This window comes from Escherichia sp. E2661, assembly GCF_004745185.1.
GTDB lineage: Bacteria > Pseudomonadota > Gammaproteobacteria > Enterobacterales > Enterobacteriaceae > Escherichia.
In genome coordinates, this window is record NZ_PDIG01000040.1 from 12,743 (window position 1) to 34,743 (window position 22,001).

The 22,001-nt window shown below is 48.2% G+C and carries 13 protein-coding genes and 5 pseudogenes; 12 read left to right on the plus strand and 6 right to left on the minus strand.

The window, feature by feature from the left end; translation table 11 throughout:
- The first annotated feature begins 61 nt into the window (after window positions 1-61).
- Entirely contained in the window at window positions 62-904 is an 843-nt protein-coding gene (locus tag CRI63_RS22255) for a helix-turn-helix transcriptional regulator (RefSeq protein WP_135520832.1), read from the plus strand.
- Here CRI63_RS22255 and CRI63_RS22260 read toward each other — a convergent pair.
- Window positions 901-1,454, minus strand: a pseudogene (locus tag CRI63_RS22260) (tyrosine-type recombinase/integrase). The gene CRI63_RS22255 and the pseudogene CRI63_RS22260 overlap by 4 nt on opposite strands.
- A gap of 592 nt (window positions 1,455-2,046) precedes the next feature.
- Between CRI63_RS22260 and CRI63_RS22265 the strand changes: the two are divergent.
- From CRI63_RS22265 to dosP, 5 genes and pseudogenes are all read left to right on the plus strand, one after another.
- On the plus strand, window positions 2,047-3,447 hold the full coding sequence (locus CRI63_RS22265; RefSeq protein WP_135405912.1) for a glutamate decarboxylase: 1,401 nt from the start codon (window positions 2,047-2,049) through the stop codon (window positions 3,445-3,447).
- Between the two features lie 155 nt (window positions 3,448-3,602).
- Window positions 3,603-5,138: an acid resistance gamma-aminobutyrate antiporter GadC gene (gene gadC / locus CRI63_RS22270; RefSeq protein ID WP_130259039.1), complete on the plus strand. Its 1,536-nt coding sequence runs from the start codon at window positions 3,603-3,605 to the stop codon at window positions 5,136-5,138.
- 130 nt (window positions 5,139-5,268) lie between these two features.
- Entirely contained in the window at window positions 5,269-6,588 is a 1,320-nt protein-coding gene (locus CRI63_RS22275) for a glycoside hydrolase family 10 protein (RefSeq protein ID WP_130224876.1), read from the plus strand.
- A gap of 344 nt (window positions 6,589-6,932) precedes the next feature.
- A pseudogene (gene dosC, locus CRI63_RS22280) lies at window positions 6,933-8,316 on the plus strand (diguanylate cyclase DosC).
- 24 nt (window positions 8,317-8,340) lie between these two features.
- Window positions 8,341-10,747 (plus strand): annotated as a pseudogene (gene dosP / locus CRI63_RS22285) (oxygen-sensing cyclic-di-GMP phosphodiesterase DosP).
- 67 nt (window positions 10,748-10,814) lie between these two features.
- Here dosP and CRI63_RS22290 read toward each other — a convergent pair.
- Complete coding sequence (locus CRI63_RS22290; protein ID WP_130259036.1) at window positions 10,815-11,738, minus strand: omptin family outer membrane protease; 924 nt, start codon at window positions 11,736-11,738, stop codon at window positions 10,815-10,817.
- 310 nt (window positions 11,739-12,048) lie between these two features.
- Window positions 12,049-12,480, minus strand: coding sequence for a peroxiredoxin OsmC (gene osmC / locus CRI63_RS22295; protein ID WP_000152304.1), 432 nt, complete (start codon window positions 12,478-12,480; stop codon window positions 12,049-12,051).
- Between the two features lie 344 nt (window positions 12,481-12,824).
- Here osmC and bdm point away from each other — a divergent pair, with 344 nt between their 5' ends.
- From bdm to CRI63_RS22325, 6 genes and pseudogenes are all read left to right on the plus strand, one after another.
- Window positions 12,825-13,040, plus strand: coding sequence for a biofilm-dependent modulation protein (gene bdm, locus CRI63_RS22300; RefSeq protein ID WP_130217566.1), 216 nt, complete (start codon window positions 12,825-12,827; stop codon window positions 13,038-13,040).
- Window positions 13,041-13,141: 101 nt separating this feature from the next.
- The gene (sra, locus tag CRI63_RS22305) at window positions 13,142-13,279 is read left to right on the plus strand and encodes a stationary-phase-induced ribosome-associated protein (protein WP_000841557.1); all 138 of its coding nucleotides are present in this window, start codon (window positions 13,142-13,144) and stop codon (window positions 13,277-13,279) included.
- A 155-nt stretch (window positions 13,280-13,434) separates the two neighbouring features.
- A complete protein-coding gene (maeA, locus tag CRI63_RS22310; protein ID WP_024166593.1) occupies window positions 13,435-15,132 on the plus strand; it encodes a malate dehydrogenase in 1,698 nt (565 codons plus the stop codon).
- Window positions 15,133-15,265: 133 nt separating this feature from the next.
- Window positions 15,266-16,277: pseudogene (gene adhP / locus CRI63_RS22315) on the plus strand (alcohol dehydrogenase AdhP).
- Between the two features lie 185 nt (window positions 16,278-16,462).
- Window positions 16,463-16,741, plus strand: a complete 279-nt coding sequence (locus CRI63_RS22320; protein ID WP_000605676.1) for a type II toxin-antitoxin system RelE/ParE family toxin — start codon at window positions 16,463-16,465, stop codon at window positions 16,739-16,741.
- On the plus strand, window positions 16,741-17,025 hold the full coding sequence (locus CRI63_RS22325; protein WP_000781370.1) for a HigA family addiction module antitoxin: 285 nt from the start codon (window positions 16,741-16,743) through the stop codon (window positions 17,023-17,025). Before CRI63_RS22320 ends, CRI63_RS22325 begins: the two co-directional genes overlap by 1 nt.
- Before the next feature lie 227 nt (window positions 17,026-17,252).
- Here CRI63_RS22325 and fdnI read toward each other — a convergent pair whose 3' ends face one another.
- The 3 genes and pseudogenes from fdnI to fdnG form a co-directional block, all read right to left on the minus strand.
- On the minus strand, window positions 17,253-17,906 hold the full coding sequence (fdnI, locus tag CRI63_RS22330) for a formate dehydrogenase-N subunit gamma (protein WP_000045648.1): 654 nt from the start codon (window positions 17,904-17,906) through the stop codon (window positions 17,253-17,255).
- The gene (gene fdnH / locus CRI63_RS22335) at window positions 17,899-18,783 is read right to left on the minus strand and encodes a formate dehydrogenase N subunit beta (protein WP_001240583.1); all 885 of its coding nucleotides are present in this window, start codon (window positions 18,781-18,783) and stop codon (window positions 17,899-17,901) included. Before fdnH ends, fdnI begins: the two co-directional genes overlap by 8 nt.
- A gap of 12 nt (window positions 18,784-18,795) precedes the next feature.
- A pseudogene (gene fdnG, locus CRI63_RS22340) lies at window positions 18,796-21,842 on the minus strand (formate dehydrogenase-N subunit alpha).
- Window positions 21,843-22,001 lie beyond the last annotated feature (159 nt).

Genomic DNA, 22,001 nt, shown 5'->3' on the forward strand with positions numbered 1-22,001 from the left:
AGAATAAAACACCGATTGCTCTTAAGAACAGTCAACTGGCATGGACCCACAGGTATAGCAAATGAATTTAATCCAGCAACTGGCGGGAATTATCGAAGGGAATCTGAACAGTTCACTGTCAGTAAAAGTTCTTGCTGAACGTTCAGGCTATTCAGAACGCTGGTTGTACAAACTGTTTCAGGATGTAACGGGGATCAGTGTGGCGCAATACATACGTCGCAGAAAACTAACACTTGCCGCTTTACTTTTGCGTCATACCAGTCGCCGGATAACAGACATATCACTAATGTATGAGTTCAGTTCGCCCCAGGCTTTTTCCCGTGCTTTCAGGCAACAGTTCAAGGTGTCACCAGTGCAGTATCGCAATGCGGATGCCTGGGATATGCAGTATGCCCAGCCCGTATTGTACAGAACCACACCGTGCACAAAATTCAGAAGGATTGAGATAGCTGAGGGCAATCATCCTTCTGTTCCAAACCTTAAAATGCCTGTGAATCTGGGAATGGACTTTATCCATACCCAGAGCGGCGATCATTTTATTTATAACCGTAACCTTTTTGAGTCCATAATATCAATTTATGGTCCTGTTGATGAAATGTCTGATTTTATGATTTCAGGCGAAATGATACCCTCCAGAGAAACAGATTCTGAACTAATTTATACTTTTAAAGAAATAAACAGTTTTTCCCTACCAGAGACGCTTCTTCCTGATGGTTTATATGCCAGCCAGGAATTTACTGGGACATACAAAGAGATTTTTGATTTTCATATATATGATGCCATGGGGGCACTGTGTATTAATAAATGTGTTATAAAAAGAGGACCTATATATACACTATTTCACAGAACAGATAATAAAAATATTATGGATATGCAATTCCTCATTCCTTGCGTAAAAATTTAACTTCGCCAGACCCGATGAAAACGTCCTGGATTACTGGCTGTATACAGTACAGTATGATGAATGTTCCTGTGTCCCAGATAATCCTGAATCAGACGAGTATCCAGTCCCTGATTAGCAAGAGCATAACCACAGGCGTGACGCAACATGTGCGGATGAACCTTAATTCTCAGACCCGCACGCTGACTATATCGTGCGCAGAGTTTATAAATCCATTGCCTGGAAATTTTTTTTTCCATGGCTTGACAGAAAAAGATAATCATCCTGACTACCCTTAGCGTATCTTTTTCTAATCAGGAACCAGCGTTGCAATAATTCTATTGTTTCTGGCTGTAATGGATGTGAAGTTGATAATCCATTTTTCAGACGCCTAATAAAAACAATTTTTTCAGTCATATCAAGATCTCCTAGTCTAAGGTCTATCAACTCACTGACGCGAAGTCCATGAATGTAAGTTATATGTAGCAATGCTTTATCACGGATTTCATTTCGCGTACCCGTTATAGCATTAAAAAAAAAGCGCCCATTCGCTGCTGGTGATGTATTTACGCATATTTCCTCCTGTCAGAGTTATACCTGAATTTTACACTATTAATTAAAAGGAAGACTTATCAGTTTCGGAAGTTGGCGTGTAAACGATCCCCAACGCCGTATTGACGTTATCTTGCCTGGCCTTCAAAGATAATAAGTGAACGTCCATATGACACGTAGGGTAAAAATCAGTTTACATCCAGGGCAACAACTCCTTCACGCAGTTACCTATATCGTAGTATTACTGCCGAAATAACAAATTACCCCACTAACAATGTTGGCGGGGATTCTGGTAATTATCTCTTTTTTATTCGATAATCTTTAAAAACGTTCAAAAAATTAACCACTAACTAATAATGATATTTTATTGGCTAATTTTTACGTGATAATAACGGCAGGTAAAAAAACACATTAAAATAACGCTAAAAAGATCGAAATTATCATTAGTATATTGCTCATCCTTTTGTTTTTACTTAAAAAAACATAATGCAATTATTGTCAAAAACCAAACAAGATTAGGATTTTGTTATTTAAAACCCAGACCATTGAGCTTGCTTACTTTATCGATAAATCCTACTTTTTTATTGCGATCCAATCATTTTAAGGAGTTTGAAATGGATAAGAAGCAAGTAACGGATTTAAGGTCGGAACTACTCGATTCACGTTTTGGTACAAAATCTATTTCCACCATCGCTGAATCTAAACATTTTCCGCTGCATGAAATGCGTGATGATGTCGCATTTCAAATTATCAATGATGAATTATTTCTCGACGGTAACGCGCGTCAGAACCTGGCAACTTTTTGCCAGACCTGGGACGACGAAAATGTCCATAAATTGATGGATCTGTCGATCAACAAAAACTGGATCGACAAAGAAGAATATCCGCAATCCGCAGCCATCGATCTGCGCTGTGTAAATATGGTTGCTGACCTGTGGCACGCGCCTGCACCGAAAAACGGCCAGGCCGTTGGCACCAACACCATTGGTTCTTCCGAGGCCTGTATGCTCGGCGGGATGGCGATGAAATGGCGTTGGCGCAAGCGTATGGAAGCCGCAGGTAAGCCGACCGATAAACCAAACCTGGTCTGCGGCCCGGTGCAAATCTGCTGGCATAAATTTGCCCGCTACTGGGATGTCGAGCTGCGTGAGATCCCTATGCGTCCCGGTCAGCTATTCATGGATCCGAAACGCATGATTGAGGCCTGCGACGAAAACACCATCGGCGTGGTGCCGACTTTCGGCGTGACCTATACCGGTAACTATGAGTTCCCGCAACCGCTGCACGATGCACTGGATAAATTCCAGGCCGACACCGGTATCGACATCGACATGCACATCGACGCCGCCAGCGGTGGTTTCCTTGCGCCGTTCGTGGCGCCGGATATTGTCTGGGACTTCCGCCTGCCGCGCGTGAAATCGATCAGTGCTTCAGGCCATAAATTCGGTCTGGCTCCGCTGGGCTGCGGCTGGGTTATCTGGCGTGACGAAGAAGCGCTGCCGAAAGAACTGGTATTCAACGTTGACTATCTCGGCGGTCAGATTGGTACTTTCGCCATCAACTTCTCCCGTCCGGCAGGTCAGGTGATTGCCCAGTACTATGAATTCCTGCGCCTCGGTCGTGAAGGCTATACCAAAGTACAGAACGCCTCTTACCAGGTTGCTGCTTATCTGGCGGATGAAATCGCCAAACTGGGGCCGTATGAGTTCATCTGTACGGGGCGCCCGGATGAAGGTATCCCGGCGGTGTGCTTCAAACTGAAAGACGGGGAAAATCCAGGATATACCCTGTATGACCTCTCTGAACGTCTGCGCCTGCGCGGCTGGCAGGTTCCGGCATTTACCCTCGGTGGTGAAGCCACCGACATCGTGGTAATGCGCATTATGTGCCGCCGTGGCTTCGAAATGGACTTCGCTGAACTGTTACTGGAAGACTACAAAGCCTCCCTGAAATACCTCAGCGATCACCCGAAACTGCAGGGCATTGCCCAGCAGAACAGCTTTAAACATACCTGATAACGTTTAAGCGGTAACGGTGTCCCGAAACGAACCCGTTTCGGGACAATTTCCGAAGTCTGTTCACTGGCATTAGCAACGGAAAAAATTGTTCTGAAGGCACTTCAGAGCAAAACAGGTGCGGTTCCACAGGACAACCGTTTTAGGGGGATAATATGGCTACATCAGTACAGACAGGTAAAGCTAAGCAGCTAACATTACTCGGGTTCTTCGCCATCACGGCGTCGATGGTAATGGCTGTTTATGAATACCCTACCTTCGCAACATCTGGCTTTTCATTGGTCTTCTTCCTGCTCTTAGGCGGGATTTTATGGTTTATTCCCGTTGGTCTTTGTGCTGCGGAAATGGCCACCGTGGACGGCTGGGAAGAAGGTGGCGTGTTCGCCTGGGTATCAAATACCCTGGGGCCGAAATGGGGATTCGCTGCAATCTCATTTGGCTATCTGCAAATCGCTATTGGCTTTATTCCAATGCTCTATTTCGTGTTAGGGGCGCTGTCCTACATTCTGAAATGGCCAGCACTGAATGAAGACCCGGTAACGAAAACTATCGCGGCGCTGATTATTCTTTGGGCGCTGGCATTAACTCAGTTTGGCGGTACTAAATATACTGCGCGAATTGCGAAAGTGGGTTTCTTCGCGGGTATTCTACTGCCTGCATTTATTTTGATTGCATTAGCAGCGATTTATCTGCACTCCGGAGCACCGGTTGCTATCGAAATGGATGCCAAAACCTTCTTCCCTGATTTCTCGAAAGTTGGCACTTTGGTTGTGTTTGTTGCCTTCATTTTGAGTTATATGGGGGTAGAAGCTTCCGCGACCCACGTTAATGAAATGAGCAACCCCGGGCGCGACTATCCGCTGGCAATGTTACTGCTGATGGTAGCAGCAATTTGCTTAAGTTCAGTAGGCGGTTTGTCCATTGCGATGGTGATTCCGGGTAATGAAATCAACCTGTCCGCAGGTGTAATGCAAACATTCACCGTGCTGATGTCTCATGTGGCACCGGAAATTGAGTGGACGGTTCGCGTTATCTCTGCCCTGCTGCTGCTGGGTGTTCTGGCGGAAATCGCCTCATGGATTGTTGGCCCTTCTCGTGGGATGTATGTCACCGCGCAGAAAAATCTACTGCCCGCCGCGTTCGCTAAAATGAACAAAAATGGTGTGCCGGTAACTCTGGTAATTTCCCAGCTGGTGATTACCTCTATCGCGTTGATCATCCTCACCAACACCGGTGGTGGTAACAACATGTCCTTCCTGATCGCACTGGCGCTGACGGTGGTGATTTATCTGTGTGCTTATTTCATGCTGTTTATTGGCTACATTGTGTTGGTTCTTAAACATCCTGACTTAAAACGCACATTTAATATCCCTGGTGGTAAAGGGGTGAAACTGGTCGTGGCTATTGTCGGTCTGCTGACTTCAATTATGGCGTTTATTGTTTCCTTCCTGCCGCCGGATAACATCCAGGGTGACTCTACCGATATGTATGTCGAATTACTGGTCGTTAGTTTCCTGGTGGTACTTGCCCTACCCTTTATTCTCTATGCCATTCATGACCGTAAAGGCAAAGCGAATACAGGTGTTACACTGGAGCCAATTAACAGCCAGAACGCGCCGAAAGGTCACTTCTTCCTGCATCCACGTGCTCGTTCACCGCACTATATTGTGATGAACGATAAGAAACACTAACCGTGTCTGAGTGGTAATAACACAAGGGAGCGAAAATTAATCGCTCCCTTTTGCGTACTTATTGCCGTATTGACTTGCCCCAGATAAGTACGAGAATAAGCGCACATCTGTTTACCGGAAATAAGCATATATGGATATCTGCTCCCGAACTGTGAAATCCGCGATTAAAAGGCCAGCGGCACTGGTTGCACTGGCTCTTTTACTGTGTAGTTGTAAAAGCACGCCTCCAGATTCAATGACGACACCACCAGCAGGCTCAAAACCACCAGCGACCGCACAACAGTCGTCGCAACCTATGCGCGGTATCTGGTTGGCCACGGTGTCCCGCCTCGACTGGCCTCCCGTCTCCTCGGTTAACATCAGCAACCCCACCAGCCGGGTCCGCGTGCAACAGCAGGCGATGATCGACAAACTGGAAAACTTGCAACGACTGGGAATTAACACGGTCTTTTTCCAGGTGAAGCCCGACGGCACTGCCCTTTGGCCGTCGAAGATTTTGCCGTGGTCCGATCTAATGACCGGCAAGATTGGTGAATATCCTGGTTACGATCCGCTGCAATTTATTCTCGACGAAGCCCATAAGCGTGGGATGAAAGTACATGCCTGGTTTAACCCCTACCGCGTGTCGGTTAATACGAAGCCCGGAACTATCAGAGAACTGAATAGCACACTGTCTCAACAACCGGCCAGCGTCTATGTTCAACATCGCGACTGGATCAGGACGTCAGGTGACCGTTTTGTTCTCGACCCTGGGATCCCTGAAGTTCAGGACTGGATCACATCGATAGTTGCTGAAGTGGTTTCTCGTTATCCGGTAGATGGCGTGCAGTTTGACGACTATTTTTATACTGAATCGCCGGATTCACGGCTTAACGATAACGAGACATACCGCAAATACGGTGGTGCATTTGCGTCAAAAGCTGACTGGCGGCGCAACAATACCCAGCAGTTAATTGCTAAGGTGTCGCACACCATTAAAAGTATTAAGCCGGAAGTCGAATTTGGTGTAAGCCCTGCGGGCGTCTGGCGCAATCGCTCACACGATCCGCTCGGTTCTGATACGCGCGGGGCCGCAGCTTATGATGAATCCTACGCAGACACTCGTCGTTGGGTCGAACAAGGCTTACTGGATTATATAGCCCCGCAAATTTACTGGCCGTTCTCGCGTAGCGCCGCACGTTATGACGTGCTGGCAAAATGGTGGGCAGATGTCGTCAAACCAACCAAAACCCGTCTTTATATTGGTATCGCCTTCTATAAAGTCGGCGAACCTTCAAAGATAGAGCCAGACTGGATGGTTAACGGCGGCGTGCCAGAACTGAAAAAGCAGCTCGATCTTAACGACGCCGTGCCAGAAATTAGCGGCACAATTTTGTTCCGCGAAGACTATCTGAACAAGCCGCAAACTCAACAGGCAGTTAGCTATCTGCAAAGCCGTTGGGGAAGCTAAACGCCCTTTCTTACTTTGTGACACTGCCGGTGCTTTAAACACCGGCTTGTCATCAACAAAACACTCTCAACTAATAATCAAATCAACTTAAGTCGAATTGTTATAATTCCCCTGATAAAAACGTATGAATATGAAAAACCATACGATATTAACCATCACCGAAAAATAATCACGATGGGCTATACTCTTCAGAAGACCAGTAACGTAGATTAAAACGGTCATAAGTCATTTATTTCGTTTCGGTATATCTTCATATTTCAGGAGAATATGGTGCCATAAACCTGTCCAAACGAGTTGCGTTTTTCGATTCCGTCTGCCTTTCCAGCCGTATAAGGGTATGAATTATGGAGATGTACTTTAAAAGAATGAAAGATGAGTGGACCGGATTAGTTGCCCAGGTCGACCCCCTCATTCGTAACAAAGCGGCAGAAATTGCCGTAACGCATGCTCATTACTTAAGTGTTGAGTTTTATCGAATAGTACGCACTGACCCGCATGCCGAAGAGTTTTTGAGTAACGAACAGGTCGAAAGGCAACTTAAAAGTGCGATGGAAACGTGGATTATCAATGTGCTCTCTGCACAAACAGATGATGTTGAAAGACTTATACAAATCCAACATACCGTAGCCGAAGTCCATGCTCGTATTGGCATTCCGGTAGAAATTGTCGAGATGGGTTTTCGCGTGCTGAAAAAAATCCTCTACCCGGTAATATTTTCCTCTGATTATTCACCTTCTGAAAAACTTCAGGTTTATCACTTTTCGATTAACAGTATCGACATAGCCATGGAAGTGATGACCAGAGCATTTACCTTTAGCGACAGTAGCGCGGCTAAAGAAGACGAGAATTATCGTATCTTCTCATTACTGGAAAACGCCGAAGAAGAAAAAGAACGGCAAATAGCCTCATTACTTTCATGGGAAATAGATATTATTTATAAAGTTCTGTTGGATTCTGATTTAGGCAGCAGCTTACCGTTAAGTCAGGCTGATTTTGGCCTGTGGTTTAACCATAAAGGTCGCCATTATTTTAGTGGCATTGCTGAAGTTGGTCATATCTCTCGCCTTATTCAGGATTTCGACGGGGTTTTTCATCAGACAATGCTCAATGCCAAAAATTTGAGTAACAAAAGTCTGCGCGTGAAGTTTTTATTACAGATACGAAATACCGTATCGCAGATTATCACCTTACTGCGTGAACTCTTTGAAGAAGTCTCGCGTCATGAAGTGGGTATGGATGTACTGACGAAATTACTTAACCGCCGTTTCTTGCCGACTATCTTTAAACGTGAAATTGCCCATGCCAATCGGGCCGGTACACCATTGTCTGTTCTGATCATCGATGTAGATAAATTCAAAGAGATCAACGATACATGGGGACATAACACAGGCGATGAGATTTTACGTAAAGTCTCACAGGCGTTTTTACGACAACGTACGTAGCAGTGACTATGTTTTTCGCTACGGTGGCGATGAATTTATCATAGTGCTGACTGAAGCTTCAGAAAATGACACTTTGCGTACCGCAGAGCGGATCCGCAGCCGGGTGGAAAAAACCAAACTGAAAGCCGCAAATGGCGAAGACATAACCCTTTCTTTGTCCATTGGCGCTGCCATGTTTAATGGGCATCCTGATTATGAACGCTTAATTCAAATAGCCGATGAAGCTCTGTATATCGCGAAAAGACGAGGTAGAAACCGTGTTGAACTCTGGAAAGCCAGTCTTTAGATGCTCCCGGATGCAGAGGTAATCATGAAGCTAACCGATGCAGAAAATGCCGCCGACGGCATTTTTTTTCCCGCCCTTGAGCAAAATATGATGGGCGCGGTGTTAATTAACGAAAATGACGAAGTAATGTTTTTTAATCCTGCGGCGGAAAAGCTCTGGGGGTATAAGCGCGAAGAAGTGATAGGCAATAACATTGATATGCTGATTCCCCATAATTTGCGCCCTGCGCATCCAGAATATATTCGCCATAACCGCGAAGGCGGTAAAGCGCGGGTCGAAGGTATGAGCCGGGAATTGCAGCTGGAGAAAAAAGACGGCAGTAAAATCTGGACCCGTTTCGCGCTATCCAAAGTCACTGCCGAAGGGAAAATTTATTACCTGGCGCTGGTACGTGATGCCAGCGTAGAAATGGCACAGAAAGAACAGACCCGGCAGTTAATTATTGCCGTTGACCATCTCGACCGCCCGGTCATTGTGCTGGACCCGGAACGCCATATCGTGCAGTGCAATCGCGCGTTTACTGAAATGTTTGGTTACTGCATCAGCGAAGCCAGCGGTATGCAGCCCGATACTTTGCTTAACATCCCTGAATACCCGGCAGATAATCGTATTCGCTTACAGCAACTGCTATGGAAAACAGCGCGTGATCAGGATGAATTTCTGTTGTTAACGCGCACGGGGGAAAAAATCTGGATTAAAGCCTCTATTAGCCCAGTTTATGATGTGCTGGCTAATCTGCAAAACCTGGTGATGACCTTCTCCGATATCACCGAAGAACGACAAATTCGTGAGCTTGAAGGCAATATTCTCGCCGCGATGTGTAGCAGCCCGCCATTTCATGAAATGGGCGAAATCATCTGCCGGAATATTGAATCCATTCTTCATGAATCCCATGTGTCGTTGTATGCATTGCGTAATGGTATGCCGGTGCATTGGGCGTCGTCCTCTCATGGGACGGAAGTAAAGAATGCGCAAAGTTGGTCAGTCACCATTCGCCAGCGCGATGGCGCGCCTGCCGGGATTCTGAAAATCAAAACAGCGTCCGGGGCGGTAACCAGCGCGTTTATCGAACGAGTGGCGGATATCAGCCAGCATATGGCCGCCCTGGCGCTGGAACAGGAAAAAAAGTCGCCAGCATATTGAGCAGCTCATTCAGTTTGATCCGATGACCGGTTTGCCAAACCGCAATAACCTACACAATTATCTCGATGACCTGGTAGAAAATGCCGTCTCTCCGGTGGTGTATCTTATTGGCATTGACCATATTCAGGATGTCATCGACAGCCTTGGCTATGCGTGGGCCGATCAGGCATTGCTGGAAGTGGTCAATCGCTTTCGCGAAAAGATCAAACCTGACCAGTATCTCTGTCGTATTGAAGGTACACAGTTTGTCCTCATCAGTCCGGAAAACGACGTCAGTAACATTACCCAAATAGCCGATGAACTTCGCAACGTCGTGAATAAACCGGTCATGATTGACGATAAACCATTCCCGCTAACCTTAAGCATTGGTATCAGTTACGACGTTGGTAAAAACCGGGACTACCTGCTTTCGACTGCCCACAATGCGATGGATTTTATTCGCAAAAACGGCGGTAACGGCTGGCAATTCTTTAGCCCGGTAATGAACGAAATGGTGAAAGAGCGTCTGATTCTTGGTGCGGCGCTGAAAGAAGCTATCAGCAACAACAAACTAAAACTGGTTTATCAGCCGCAGATCTTTGCGGAAACCGGTGAGCTGTATGGTATCGAAGCCCTCGCTCGCTGGTATGACCCACAGCATGGTCATGTTCCCCCTTCACGATTTATCCCCCTTGCTGAAGAGATTGGCGAAATCGAAAACATTGGTCGCTGGGTTATTGCTGAAGCCTGCCGCCAGCTAGCAGAGTGGCGTAGCCAGAATATTCATATCCCGGCGCTTTCCGTTAACTTGTCTGCGCTGCACTTTCGTAGCAATCAGCTACCCAATCAGGTGTCTGATGCAATGCAAGCCTGGGGTATTGACGGCCACCAGCTGACGGTGGAAATCACGGAAAGCATGATGATGGAACACGATACCGAAATCTTTAAGCGCATTCAGATCCTGCGCGATATGGGCGTAGGTTTATCTGTCGATGATTTCGGCACTGGATTTTCTGGTTTATCCCGTTTAGTCAGTCTTCCGGTAACGGAAATCAAAATCGACAAAAGCTTTGTCGATCGTTGTCTGACCGAAAAACGCATCCGTGCCTTACTTGAAGCCATTACCAGCATTGGGCAAAGCCTCAATTTAACCGTCGTGGCGGAAGGCGTCGAAACCAAAGAACAATTTGAGATGCTACGCAAGATCCACTGTCGCGTTATTCAGGGATATTTATTCTCACGTCCTTTGCCCGCCGAAGAGATCTCTGTCTGGATGTCTACTGCGCTACCGCTTCAAATCGACGCTTAGTACATCTTGCCCGTGCAGACGGGCAAGATTTCATGTATTCATATTCAGCCATTCACCCGACGCTATATTAAAATCGATACTGAATGCCCGCGCCAATAATGTAATTATAGTTTTGCATCCCTGGCGAATCTTTCTCTTTTACACTTTCACCATTTTCTTTATGATAAATTATAGTATTTCCAATATCATTAGAGAATCTACTCCATGACATTTCTGTGAAAATACGCGTCTGTGAATTAATGTTATACCCCACATTAATAAGACCTGAATAATATTTTTGGTTGGATACTTCATCTTTAAATGTAATGTTGCGCAAATAATGCTGATCCGTACCTTTCCCTTCTCCCCAGGCGCTATATTTAAATTGAGCAATAATATCAAAATCATGATAGATATATTTACCAGAGAGACCTAAATAGGGAGCACTGAATTTTTGTTGGTAGCCAATAACTCTTTCGTTATGAGGGATATCTCCAGTGTCGGCACCATTATCATAACTATAGTAACCTCCTTTCGCGATCCAACTGAAACGCGTCTCCTGATAGCCTAACATGGCGCCAAGTTGGTAGTTTTGCTCCTTTAAAAACCAACCTGTCATATTGAGATCAAACTGATTTGCAAAATTCAACCGCGTTGCTGGGTGATGTGACCAATCGCTCCAGTGGTGCTGCCCCGGCTCCAGCCAGTCATAATCATCCATCAGCGTGCCGGCAGACGCAATCGTCGTCCAGCCTTTAGCATTAAGTGTCAGCCATGAGATTGCATCCCAGGTTACCCCCATTTTAACAATGGGGGTATTTTGGATTTTCCAGTCCAGTTGGCTAAGTTTGCCACCATTGCTATAAACAAACTCACCTGACTCACCATTCAGAAATGAAAGAGAAGCATCAACAAAAACATTGTCAGATAAGAAATTAAATTCTGAAGACGCACTTGCATACTGACTAAGGGAAATTAAAACAATGGCAAAAGAGACCTTTTTCATCAACATAGTTTCATCCTTATTAAACAATGTTAATTAGCTCATTAATTAAATTTAATTAATTCAGGTTAATTAAATCAACTGAATCTTACAATGCCATAAATGTTTCTCACCATCAAACAGAGAACATAAATAAACAAAATTTTACTGTTATTCTGAACGAAACAGGAGTTTACAATCTAATGCAATAATGATTGTTCGAGAACAGGCAGGAATAACGAAAAAAAATGAAGATGCAGTTTAAATGCGAGGTTTCATTGGGATAAGCAGAAATATCTGTGTAAATGCTTGCCGGATGACAACATCATCCGGCGAGTACTTATGCTTTCAACTGATAATCCAACGTAATTTCCGCTTTCAGTACCTGAGAAACCGGGCATCCTGCTTTTGCTTTCTGGATAATGCCGTCAAAAGTGGACGCATCAATACCCGGCACGGCAACTTCGCTCTTCAGTGCGATTTTGGTTATCGCAAAACCAGCATCCACTTTATCCAGCGACACATCGGCGGTGGTATCAATCGATGTTGGCGTGAATCCCGCTTCCCCCAGCATTAATGAAAGCGCCATTGAGAAACATGCGGCATGCGCTGCGCCAATCAGTTCTTCAGGGTTAGTTCCTTTTTCTCCTTCAAAACGCGTGTTAAACCCATACGGCTGTTGGTTCAGCACGCCGCTCTCGGTGGATACTGTCCCCTTCCCGCGTTTGATATCGCCTTCCCAGTGTGCCTGACCTTTCTTATGGATTGTCATTCTTGCTCTCCTGTGGGCTTAAAAAGGAAATTATAGACTACGTGAGAATCAGCACGAGGATAAGCAGGATATTCCGAATAAAATCCGGCGAAAATATTTCTCCTGCACTTAAATTACATTCCCACAATAGGTAGCCGGAAATATATAACTCAAGAGATATTGCCTCAATACAAATCAACTCATTACAATAACAATCCCCATCAATATCATGCAGTTAAAATATAAAAATCATCAACCAGGACTAATCTTAACAACGAAGCGGTAAATATTTGTCATGCTGAATGTGCTTTATAAATCTGCAATCCGTAGCAGACACCATAAATACACAGACACGGAGAATCACTATGTTTACTTATTATCAGGCAAAAAATTCAACAGCAGAACCCGCTCTGGTTAATGCCATTGAGCAAGGCCTTCGGGCAGAGCACGGTGTTGTCACTGAAGATGACATTCTCATGGAGCTGACCAAATGGGTCGAAGCCTCTGATAACGACATCCTCAGTGACATCTACCAGCAAACGATAAATTATGTGATCAGCGGCCAGCACCCTACGCTTTAAGCTGCTATGCTTGATCGGCAACCTAATTTAGGGGTTTAGCACGTGTTTCTTCGCTACGGCGATGTTGTCCTTAAAACTAGCTACAGGATTGAGGAGTACAAATGAAATCGAACCGTCAGGCACGTCATATTCTTGGACTGGATCATAAAATTTCTAACCAGCGCAAAATAGTTACCGAAGGTGACAAATCCAGCGTGGTAAATACCCCAACCGGCAGAAAACGCCCCGCTGAAAAGTAATTCATAACCATCAGTCCTCAATGACGATTAAACACCATTGCCTGCGCAATGGTGTTTTTGTTTTATCTGCTTTATACTTGGGGCCGACGCCCTGGCGGTAAAGCAAAGAAGATAAAAGCACCCCAGGGATGGATATTCAAAAAAGAGTGAGTGACATGGAACCAAAAACAAAAAAACAGCGTTCGCTTTATATTCCTTACGCTGGCCCTGTACTGCTGGAATTTCCGTTGTTGAATAAAGGCAGCGCCTTCAGCATGGAAGAACGCCGTAACTTCAACCTGCTGGGGTTACTGCCGGAAGTGGTCGAAACCATCGAAGAACAAGCGGAACGTGCGTGGATCCAGTATCAGGGATTCAAAACCGAAATCGACAAGCACATCTACCTGCGTAATATCCAGGACACCAACGAAACCCTCTTCTACCGTCTGGTAAACAATCATCTTGATGAGATGATGCCTGTTATTTATACCCCAACCGTCGGCGCAGCCTGTGAGCGTTTTTCTGAGATCTACCGCCGTTCACGCGGCGTGTTTATCTCTTACCAGAACCGCCACAATATGGACGATATTCTGCAAAACGTGCCGAACCATAATATCAAAGTGATTGTGGTGACCGACGGCGAACGTATTCTGGGCCTCGGCGACCAGGGTATTGGCGGGATGGGCATTCCGATCGGTAAACTGTCGCTCTATACCGCCTGTGGCGGGATCAGCCCGGCGTATACGCTCCCGGTGGTGTTGGACGTTGGGACTAACAACCAGCAACTGCTTAACGATCCGCTGTATATGGGCTGGCGTAACCCACGTATTACAGACGACGAATACTATGAATTTGTTGACGAATTTATCCAGGCTGTGAAACAACGCTGGCCGGACGTGCTGTTACAGTTTGAAGACTTCGCGCAAAAAAATGCGATGCCACTGCTTAACCGCTATCGCAATGAAATTTGTTCCTTTAATGATGATATTCAGGGAACCGCGGCGGTAACGGTAGGCACACTGATCGCAGCCAGCCGCGCGGCAGGTGGCCAACTGAGCGAGAAAAAGATTGTCTTCCTCGGTGCAGGTTCAGCGGGATGCGGCATTGCCGAAATGATCATCGCCCAGACCCAGCGCGAAGGATTAAGCGAGGAAGCGGCGCGGCAGAAAGTCTTTATGGTCGATCGCTTTGGCTTGCTGACTGACAAGATGCCGAACCTGCTGCCTTTCCAGACCAAACTGGTGCAGAAGCGCGAAAACCTCAGTGACTGGGATACCGACAGCGATGTGCTGTCACTGCTGGATGTGGTGCGCAATGTCAAACCGGATATTCTGATTGGTGTCTCCGGACAGGCCGGGCTTTTCACCGAAGAAATCATCCGTGAGATGCACAAACACTGTCCGCGTCCGATCGTGATGCCGCTGTCTAACCCGACATCACGCGTGGAAGCCACACCGCAGGACATTATCGCCTGGACCGAAGGTAACGCGCTGGTCGCCACTGGCAGTCCGTTTAACCCAGTGGTATGGAAAGATAAAATCTACCCTATCGCCCAGTGTAACAACGCCTTTATTTTCCCGGGCATCGGGCTGGGCGTTATTGCTTCCGGCGCGTCACGTATCACCGATGAGATGCTGATGTCGGCAAGTGAAACGCTTGCTCAGTATTCGCCGCTGGTCCTGAACGGCGAAGGTCTGGTACTACCGGAACTGAAAGATATTCAGAAAGTCTCCCGCGCAATTGCGTTTGCGGTTGGCAAAATGGCGCAGCAGCAAGGCGTGGCGGTGAAAACGTCTGCCGAAGCTTTGCAACAGGCCATTGATGATAATTTCTGGCAAGCCGAATACCGCGACTACCGCCGTACCTCCATCTAAGCCTGCGCCCGGTAGTGAAGGCTACCGGGCAATTTTTCTCTCCCTTTTTCAGATCTCATCCATACTGGGTAGTGGCGAATAAATCTCATTTGCCTCACCTGCTATGCAGAACATCATCCGAAAAGGAGGAACTATGAAGGCTGCGGTTGTTACGAAGGATCATCATGTTGACGTTACGGATAAAACACTGCGCTCACTGAAACATGGCGAAGCCCTGCTGAAAATGGAGTGTTGTGGTGTATGTCATACCGATCTTCATGTTAAGAATGGCGATTTTGGTGATAAGACCGGTGTGATTTTGGGTCATGAAGGTATTGGTGTGGTGGCAGAAGTTGGCCCAGGTGTCACCTCATTAAAACCAGGCGATCGTGCCAGCGTGGCATGGTTCTACGAAGGATGCGGTCATTGCGAATACTGTAACAGCGGTAACGAAACCCTCTGTCGTTCGGTAAAAAAATGCCGGATACAGCGTTGATGGCGGGATGGCGGAAGAGTGTATCGTGGTGGCGGATTACGCGGTAAAAGTGCCAGATGGCCTGGACTCGGCGGCGGCCAGCAGTATTACCTGCGCGGGCGTCACCACCTACAAAGCCGTTAAACTGTCAAAAATTCGTCCAGGACAGTGGATTGCTATCTACGGTCTTGGCGGTCTGGGTAACCTCGCCCTGCAATACGCGAAGAATGTCTTTAACGCCAAAGTGATCGCCATTGATGTCAATGATGAGCAGTTAAAACTGGCAACCGAAATGGGTGCAGATTTAGCGATTAACTCACGCACCGAAGACGCCGCCAAAATTGTGCAGGAGAAAACCGGTGGCGCTCACGCTGCGGTGGTAACAGCGGTAGCTAAAGCTGCGTTTAACTCGGCGGTTGATGCTGTACGAGCAGGCGGTCGTGTTGTGGCTGTCGGTCTGCCGCCGGAGTCTATGAGCCTGGATATCCCACGCCTTGTGCTGGATGGTATTGAAGTGGTCGGTTCGCTGGTCGGCACGCGCCAGGATCTAACCGAAGCCTTCCAGTTTGCCGCTGAAGGCAAAGTGGTGCCGAAAGTCGCCCTGCGTCCGTTAGCGGACATCAACACCATCTTTACCGAGATGGAAGAAGGCAAAATCCGTGGCCGTATGGTGATTGATTTCCGTCGCTAAGAGGCCTTTGCTGCGACTGCCATGTTCGGGTCGCAGCCTGTTTTGCGAGACGCTTTCCGCAATTTCACTCTTCTTCTTTTCCTCCCCCATCTTTCCCCTCACAATTCGCGAAAACGTAGCGAAATTTGTTGCGCTGCACGGAACAATAGTGATAGTGTTCCTTTCGAGGGAACAAGGATGAAGAGATGATAATGAATTTCAGACACAAGGGATTGCGTGACTTGTTTCTTCTCGGCAAAACCTCCGGCGTTATACCGACGCAAGTCAAACGATTACGCCACCGACTCGCTGTGATTGATGCAGCAAGCTGTCTTGCTGATATCGATATGCCCGGTTACCGACTACACCCGTTAAGCGGCGATCGCGATGGAATTTGGGCGATATCTGTCTCGGGCAACTGGCGAATCACATTTGAATTCGTCAATGGCGATGCATACATACTGGATTACGAGGACTATCACTGATGAAAATGGCCAATCATCCCCGCCCGGGGGACATTATTCAGGAATCACTGGACGAACTTAATGTCAGCCTGCGCGAGTTTGCCAGAGCAATGGAAATTGCGCCCTCAACGGCAAGCCGATTGCTGACCGGAAAAGCAGCGTTGACGCCAGAAATGGCAATTAAACTTTCTGTAGTGATCGGCAGTTCGCCGCAAATGTGGCTGAATCTGCAAAACGCCTGGAGTCTGGCAGAGGCGGAAAAAACGGTGGATGTGTCGCGACTGCGCCGTCTGGTTACGCAATAAAAAAAAGCACCTTATAAAGCGCCATTTGAAACTGATAACAAACGCAACATTGCCCGATGCGCTACGCTTATCAGGCCTACACGTTCACTGCAATCTATTGGATTTGAACGGTTTGTAGGCCGGATAAGGCGTTCACGCCGCATCCGGCATGAACAAAGCCTACGTTGTCTACAATATGAAAATGGCGCCTTTTACAGCGCCATTTTCAGCTTAAAGTTCAAAAGAGATTATATCCCTTCTTCACTCTCTTTTTTCGCTTCTGCCTTCTCGATTTCACGATACCAGCGCGGATGGTGTTTCTTCGCCCAGCGACGGCTCACCTTCCCTTCGATCATCCCTTTAATCGACCCTTTCACCCAGAACGCCATATACATATGGATCAGGATGGCGTGGATCAGGATGATACCCGCAGCCGCGTGGATCAGCAGACTGTAACGGACAACCTGCATCGGGAAGTACTGCGCAAAGTACGGACGCCAGATAATCACCCCGGTCACCAACAGCACGAAAATCATGCTCATGATCGACCAGAACATCATCTTTTGCCCGGCGTTGTACTTACCAACATCCGCCACTTTATGCTCATTGCCTTTTAATACTTCGACAATGTTCAACAGCCACGGAATATCTTTCTTATCCGGGATGTTGTGATGCACAAAACGCACAAACATAAACATCAGCGCGACGAAAATCGCAATGCCGAAGAACGGGTGCAAAATGCGTCCCATCTGCGGCGTACCGAAGGTTTGCGTCAGCCATTGCAGCGTCGGGAAGAAGAACGAAATCCCGGACAGCGCCACCAGGAAGAAGCAAATCACCACGGTCCAGTGACAGGCGCGATCAATAAATTTGGTGCGCACAATCATTTTCGACTTACTCATGATGCTCCTCCTCGTCATCGTCCACTTCCTTATTCGGGCCAATACCGATGTAGTGGAAAATCAACCCGGCAAAAGTGGCGATAAAGCCAGCCGCTGCCAGCGGTTTCAACGCGCCTTTCCACAGGCTTACCGAGGTGTCGATCTTCGGATCTTTCGGCAGACCGTGATACAGCTCCGGCTGATCGGCATGATGCAGCACGTACATGACGTGCGTACCACCGACCCCTTCCGGGTTGTAGACGCCAGCATGTTCGTAACCACGCGCTTTCAGTTTCGCCACGCGCTGTTCCGCCAGCTCCAGCATCTCCTTTTTGGTGCCGAAGTGGATAGCCCCGGTCGGACAAGTTTTCACACAAGCCGGTTCCTGGCCGACGCTGACGCGATCGACGCAGAGCGTGCATTTATATACCCGGTTATCCTCTTTGTTGAGGCGCGGAATATTAAACGGACACCCGGCAATGCAGTAACCACAGCCGATGCAGTTTTCCGACTGGAAATCGACAATCCCGTTAGCGTACTGAATGATTGCACCAGCAGACGGGCATGCCTTCAGGCAGCCCGGATCTTCACAGTGCATACAGCCGTCTTTACGGATCAGCCACTCCAGCTTGCCGTTCTGTTCGGTTTCGCTAAAGCGCATCACCGTCCAGGATTTGGCGCTCAGATCGGCGGGGTTATCGTAAACCCCGACGCAATGCCCCACTTCATCACGGATGTCGTTCCACTCCGAACACGCCACCTGACAGGCTTTACAACCGATACAGGTGGAAACGTCGATAAGTTTCGCGACTTCTGCTTTGTAATCACGCACCTGAGAAGGCGGCGTGATGGAGTTAGTTGCGGACCTTTTGATAATGTCCTGCGTTTCCATAGCCATCTGTTCGCCCCCTTACGCCTTCTCGATGTTGACTAAGAACGCTTTATATTCCGGCGTTTGCGAGTTTGCATCACCGACATTCGGCGTCAGAGTGTTAGCGATATAACCTTTACGCGCGACACCCTCAAAGCCCCAGTGGATTGGAATACCCACCGTTTCAACCTGCTGGCCGTTTACATTCAGCGGTTTCAGACGACGCGTTACCACAGCCACCGCGCGGATAAAGCCACGCTTGCTGGAGACAGTGACACGATCGCCATTGGCAATGCCTTTCGCCGCCGCCAGCGTTTCGCTGATTTCCACAAACTGTTCCGGCTGAGCAATTGCGTTGAGCAATGCGTGCTTGGTCCAGGTGTGGAAGTGCTCGGTCAGACGATAGGTCGTACCCACATACGGGAACTGCTCTTTTTTACCCATCCGCAGCGCGTCTTGTTCATACAGACGAACCACCGGGTTAGACACCACGTTCGGATGCAGCGGGTTAGTGCCCAGCGGCGTTTCAATTGGCTCGTAGTGTTCCGGGAACGGACCTTCCGCCATTTTGTTGATGGCAAACAGGCGTCCCATCCCTTCCGGCTGCATGATAAACGGCCCAGTTGGCGTACCTGGTGCGGCATTGCCGAAGTCCGGAATATCGTTACCCGTCCACTTGCTGCCGTTCCACTGGATCAGCATCCGTTTCGGATCCCACGGTTTACCGTTGATATCCGCCGAAGCACGGTTGTAGAGTACGCGACGGTTGAGCGGCCACGCCCAGGCCCATCCCAGCGTATTCCCCAGACCGGATGGGTCGGAGTTATCGCGGTTGGCCATCTGGTTGCCCTGCTCTGTCCAGCTACCGGTGTAGATCCAGCAAGAAGATGCGGTCGTACCGTCATCACGCAGATGCGCGAAGCTACTCAGCAACTGACCTTTCTTCGCAATCAGTACGCCATTGGCATCATAGAGATCTTCCAGCGCATAGCCGTTGTTCTCTTTTGCCACTTCGTCAGATTGCGGTTCGTGCGGCTGCTTGTAGTTCCAGCTCATCTTCATCAGCGGTTCTACGCCTTTACCACCTTCGGCTTTGTACAGCTCGCGCAGATGATGGTAGATGCCAGCCAGAATTTCGCCGTCGTTACGCGCTTCGCCCGGCGCGTCCTGACCTTTCCAGTGCCACTGCAACCAGCGACCGGAGTTAGCGATAGAACCATCTTCTTCAGCAAAGCAGGTCGAAGGCAGACGGAATACTTCAGTCTGAATAGACGCCGGATCGACATCGTTCGACTCGCCGTGGTTCTGCCAGAAGGTAGAGGTTTCAGTCACCAGCGGATCGATAACCACCATGTACTTCAGCTTGCTCAGGCAGCTCACCACTTTGTTTTTGTCCGGGAAGGACGCAACCGGGTTGAAGCCCTGGCAGAAATAACCGGTGACTTTGCCTTCGTCCATCATGTTGAAATACTTGATGACGTCGTAGGTCTGATCCCACTTCGGCAGCCAGTCGTAGCCCCAGTTATTCTCTTTCTGCGCGGCATCGCCGTAGAAAGATTTCATCAGGCTAACGAAGAACTTCGGATAGTTGCTCCAGTAGTTCACCTGATCAGCCAGCGTCGCTTTCGGCGTGTTCGCTTCCAGATACGACTGCAAATCAACCTGTTTTTCTGACGGCAGCGTCAGATAACCCGGCAGGCTGGTAGAGAGCAGGCCTAAGTCGGTCAGACCCTGAATGTTGGAGTGACCACGCAATGCGTTCACGCCGCCACCGGCCATACCCATGTTACCGAGCAGTAACTGGATCATCGCCATCGTACGGATGTTCTGCGCACCCACGGTGTGCTGCGTCCAGCCCAGCGCGTACAGGAAGGTGGTTGTGCGATCCGGCGCGCTGGTGGAGGCCAGCACTTCACACACTTTCAGGAAGTCGGCTTTTGGCGTACCGCAGATGTTTTCAACAACGTCCGGCGTGTAGCGGGAAACGTGCGCTTTCAGCAGGTTCCACACACAGCGCGGATGAGTCAGTGTTTCATCGCGTTTCGCATAGCCGTTTTCATCGAACTGATAGTTCCAGGACGACTTATCGTATTGACGTTTTTCAGCGTCGTAGCCGCTGAACAGACCGTCTTCGAAAGCAAAATCATCACGCACCAGCAGGCTGGCGTTGGTGTAATGCTTAACGTATTCGGCGTTGATTTTGTTGTTTTCGATCAGGTAGCGCAAAACGCCAGACAGGAACGTAATGTCCGTACCGGAACGAATAGGTGCGTAAATATCCGCTACAGAAGCGGTACGCGTAAAACGGGGATCGACAACGATCAAGGTTGCATCGTTGTTGTTTTTCGCTTCCATCGCCCAGCGGAAACCGACGGGATGCGCTTCAGCAGCGTTACCGCCCATCACCATTACGACGTTAGCGTTTTTGATATCCACCCAGTGGTTGGTCATCGCACCGCGACCAAATGTTGGAGCAAGACTTGCTACCGTTGGTCCGTGTCAGACGCGCGCCTGGTTGTCTACCGCCAGCATCCCGAGGGAGCGGGCAAATTTCTGGGTCAGCATCCCGGTTTCATTGCTGGCACCGGAGGCACACAGCATACCGGTAGAAAGCCAACGGTTTACCGTTACGCCCTGCTCGTTCTTTTCAATAAAGTTAGCGTCACGGTCAGCTTTCATCAGCTTCGCAATACGCGAGAATGCTTCTTCCCAGCTAATGCGCTGCCATTTGTCAGAACCTGGCGCACGATATTCCGGGTAGCGCAGACGGTTTTCGCTGTTGACGTAATCCAGCAAACCGGCCCCTTTCGGGCATAACGCACCACGCTTACCGGATGATCCGGGTCACCTTCAATGTGATAAATCGCTTCTCTGGCGTTTTTCGCGCCATCACCCAGGCTATACATCAATAGCCCGCAACCTACGGAACAGTATGTGCAGGTGTTACGGATCTCTTTCGCGCGTAATAATTTATAGTTTCGCGCCTGAGCCAGTGCTTGCTTCGGGGCAAAGCCCAATGCTGCTACTGTTGTTCCCGCCATACCGCCCGCGCAGATTTTAAAAAATTGTCTGCGACTGACGTCCATTGCTTTCCTCTTTTTTCAGGGGTATTACTGCGCGAGGAAACTAACAGTAAAATTCTGAATCTTTTTGCGCGAAATCAAAAAGAACACGTGTTTGCCACAAAATAATCCGCCTGCGCAAATTGACCTACCTCAATAGCGGTAGAAAAACGCACCACTGCC

Coding starts and splice junctions, on each gene's coding strand:
- fdnI (WP_000045648.1), bottom strand. CDS start 17,906: ATGAGTAAGTCGAAAATGATTGTGCGCACCAAATTTATTGATCGCGCC.
- CRI63_RS22325 (WP_000781370.1), top strand. CDS start 16,741: ATGAAAATGGCCAATCATCCCCGCCCGGGGGACATTATTCAGGAATCA.
- fdnH (WP_001240583.1), bottom strand. CDS start 18,783: ATGGCTATGGAAACGCAGGACATTATCAAAAGGTCCGCAACTAACTCC.
- CRI63_RS22290 (WP_130259036.1), bottom strand. CDS start 11,738: ATGTTGATGAAAAAGGTCTCTTTTGCCATTGTTTTAATTTCCCTTAGT.
- CRI63_RS22255 (WP_135520832.1), top strand. CDS start 62: ATGAATTTAATCCAGCAACTGGCGGGAATTATCGAAGGGAATCTGAAC.
- maeA (WP_024166593.1), top strand. CDS start 13,435: ATGGAACCAAAAACAAAAAAACAGCGTTCGCTTTATATTCCTTACGCT.
- CRI63_RS22320 (WP_000605676.1), top strand. CDS start 16,463: ATGATAATGAATTTCAGACACAAGGGATTGCGTGACTTGTTTCTTCTC.
- sra (WP_000841557.1), top strand. CDS start 13,142: ATGAAATCGAACCGTCAGGCACGTCATATTCTTGGACTGGATCATAAA.
- CRI63_RS22275 (WP_130224876.1), top strand. CDS start 5,269: ATGGATATCTGCTCCCGAACTGTGAAATCCGCGATTAAAAGGCCAGCG.
- osmC (WP_000152304.1), bottom strand. CDS start 12,480: ATGACAATCCATAAGAAAGGTCAGGCACACTGGGAAGGCGATATCAAA.
- gadC (WP_130259039.1), top strand. CDS start 3,603: ATGGCTACATCAGTACAGACAGGTAAAGCTAAGCAGCTAACATTACTC.
- CRI63_RS22265 (WP_135405912.1), top strand. CDS start 2,047: ATGGATAAGAAGCAAGTAACGGATTTAAGGTCGGAACTACTCGATTCA.
- bdm (WP_130217566.1), top strand. CDS start 12,825: ATGTTTACTTATTATCAGGCAAAAAATTCAACAGCAGAACCCGCTCTG.